General features: G+C 75.0%; 3 protein-coding genes. 2 read left to right on the plus strand and 1 reads right to left on the minus strand.

Going from position 1 to position 2,939, the window contains the following annotated elements; all coding sequences use genetic code 11:
• On the minus strand, window positions 1-461 hold a 461-nt coding region (locus tag DZG00_RS14110), incomplete at its 3' end, for a TetR/AcrR family transcriptional regulator (RefSeq protein ID WP_119455753.1).
• A 103-nt stretch (window positions 462-564) separates the two neighbouring features.
• Between DZG00_RS14110 and DZG00_RS14115 the strand changes: the two genes are divergently transcribed.
• Window positions 565-2,211 carry an ABC transporter substrate-binding protein gene (locus tag DZG00_RS14115; RefSeq protein ID WP_119382899.1) on the plus strand — a complete coding sequence of 549 codons (1,647 nt, stop codon included), beginning with the start codon at window positions 565-567 and terminating at the stop codon, window positions 2,209-2,211.
• Window positions 2,208-2,939: ABC transporter permease (locus DZG00_RS14120; protein ID WP_147360018.1), on the plus strand; the 732-nt coding region annotated here is incomplete at its 3' end. The genes DZG00_RS14115 and DZG00_RS14120, both read left to right, overlap by 4 nt.

Consider the following 2,939-nt stretch of genomic DNA (forward strand, 5'->3'; position numbering starts at 1 on the left):
CGCACGGGCGCGTCCGAGGCACGGCGTCCGGACGCGCGCGCGAGGGCCTGCGCGACGGGATCCACGAGCGGTGCCGCGCGCGCCACCCCCTCCCCCTGCACGTCGGCGCCGAGGCCCATCACCTCGTGCTGCGTGAGCGCGAGCGGCAGCCAGCCCTCGCCGCGGGAGCACGCGGCGCCGATGAGCGCGTCGACCACGCCGTCGACGGGCGGGGCGGCGGGATCCGCCGAGGACACCGCGTCGCCGCACGCGCGCAGGGTGTCGTCGAGGCCGGCCCAGAGCAGGTCGGCCTTGGAGGCGAAGTAGTTGAAGAAGGTGGCGCGGCTCACCCCGGCGCGCTGGGCGATCTGCTCCACGGTCGTCGCGGCGTAGGTGTTCTCGAGGAACAGCTCGGCGGCGGCCTCCTCGAGGGTCGCGCGCGACGATCGGCGCGGGCGGCCGGCGGGACGGGCGGAGGTCATGCGCCCATCCTGGCGCACCGGGGTCGCCGGCACCGCGTATTGTTGGACGCGGTACAGAAACACCCGAACCAGCGCCCGAGCGGCGCCCCTGACGGAAGCTCCCATGATCCCCACCTCGCGCGCCCGCGCCCTCGCGGGCCTCGGCGCCCTCGCGGCGTCCGCCCTCGTCCTCACCGGCTGCACCTCGGCCACCCCGGAGGCGTCGACCACGCCCGTGTCCGGCGGCACGCTCGTCTACGCGTCCGGCGACGCCGAGCCGGAGTGCCTCGACCCGCACGTCGGCGGCAACTACCCGCAGGCGCTCGTCTCCTCCCAGTTCCTCGAGCCGCTCGTGTCGCTCGACGGGAAGGGCGGGATCACGCCGTGGCTCGCCGACAGCTGGACCTGGAGCGACGACGGCCTCGGCCTCGAGCTCGAGCTGCGCCAGGGCGTCACCTTCACGGACGGCACCCCGTTCGACGCCGACGCTGTGGTCGCGAACATCCGCCACGTGCAGGATCCCGCCACGCTCTCCTCCACCGGCTACCTCGCGCTGCAGGCGATCAGCGACGCGACCGCGGTCGACGCGTCCACCGTGCAGCTGACGCTCTCGACCCCCGACAGCGCGCTGCTCGAGTCGCTCTCGCAGCCGTGGCTCGCGATGGAGTCGCCCGCCGGGATAGCCCGCGGCACGGACGCGAACTGCGCGCAGCCCATCGGCACCGGCCCGTTCAGCGTGGAGCGCTGGGACCGCCAGCAGTCGATCTCGCTCGTCCGCAACGACGACTACTCGTCGCCGCCCGCGGACGCCGCGCACACGGGTCCCGCGTACCTGGAGCGCATCGACTGGCGCTTCCTGCCGGACGCCGCCTCCCGCTACGCGGCCCTGCAGAGCGGGGAGGTCGACGTGATCGACAACGCGCAGCCCGACGCGATCGCCTCCGCGACGGCGGGCGACGCGCTCGGCGAGCTCGACGCGCCGCGGCCGGGCGCCTCCAACCGCATCGAGCTGAACTCCGGCCAGGCGCCGTTCGACGACGAGCGCGTGCGCGAGGCGTTCATCCGCTCCGCCGACGTGGACGCGGGGATCACCGCGCTGTTCCAGGGCACCGCAGAGCGCTCGTACTCGCCGCTCGCGAGCACGGAGCCCGCTGCCGTCTCCGACCCCGACCTGTTCGCCATCGACGCCGACCGCGCCGCCGAGCTCCTCGACGAGGCCGGCTGGTCCGCGGAGGACGCCGACGGGATCCGCACCAAGGACGGCCAGCGCCTCACGCTCCGCTTCCCCGTGAGCACCAACCAGTCGATCCCCGCCGAGCAGTCGCTGTTCGAGCAGATCCAGGCGAACGTGAAGGCCGTCGGGTTCGACGTGCAGCTCGAGCCCATGGACCTCGGCTCCTGGTACGAGGCGCTGGGCGACGACGCGTACGAGCTCGTCAGCGCGCCGTACACGAAGGCCGGCCCCGACGTGCTGCGGATCCTCTACGACACCTCGGGGATCACGCCCGCGCCCAGCGGCTACTTCGCGAACCACGCCAAGGTCTCGGTGCCGGAGATCGACCAGGCGCTCGCCGAGGCGCGCTCCACGACCGACCTCGACCGCAGGAACGCGCTCTACGCCGACGTGCAGCAGCGGGTCATGGCGGGGTACTGGATCCTCCCGCTCTACGACCAGCAGAACCACTTCCTGCACGGGACGGATGTGCAGGGCCTCCGCGCCCTGCCGTCGGTCGCGACGCCCACCCTGTACGACACCTGGCTCGCCCGGTGACGCGCGGCCGCGCCGTCCCCGCGTCCGGCTCCCGTCATCCCGCGCTCCTGCGGGCCGTCGGGGCCCGGATCGGCGGCGCGGTCCTCGTGCTCTGGGCGGTCGCGACCGTCACGTTCCTCGCCGTCCGGCTGATCCCGGGCGACCCGGCGCAGGCGATCCTCGGCGGCCCGGGATCGCAGGCGCCGCCCGAGGCGGTGGCCGCCGTGCGCGCCGAGTACGGGCTCGACCAGCCCCTCCTCGCGCAGTACCTCGCGCAGCTCGGCCGCCTCGCGCAGGGCGACCTCGGCCGCTCGTACGCCCTCCGCGAGGACGTCGTCACGGTGCTCGCGCGGCAGCTGCCCGGCACGCTGCTGCTCGCCGTGCTGGCGCTCGCGGTGGCGTGGATCCTCGCGCTCGGCCTCGCCCTCGTCTCCACCGGCGCGGGGCGCGTGGCCGGCGCCGTCGGCGCGGGCGTCGAGATCGTGGCGGCCTCGCTGCCGCACTTCTGGATCGGCGTGGTGCTGATCCTGGTCTTCTCCACGGGCCTCGGCTGGCTGCCGGCCGTGAGCGGGACCTCGCCGGCCGGCCTCGTGCTGCCGGTGCTCACGCTCGCGATCCCGCTGGCCGGCTTCCTCGGGCAGATCATGCGCGAGGCCCTGCTCGACGCGCTCGACTCCCCCTTCGCGCTGGCCGCCCGGGCGCGCGGCGAGTCGGAGGCGGGCGTGCGGCTGCGGCACGCGCTGCGGCAC

This window comes from Clavibacter lycopersici, from assembly GCF_003576405.1.
In the GTDB taxonomy this organism is placed as follows: domain Bacteria; phylum Actinomycetota; class Actinomycetes; order Actinomycetales; family Microbacteriaceae; genus Clavibacter; species Clavibacter lycopersici.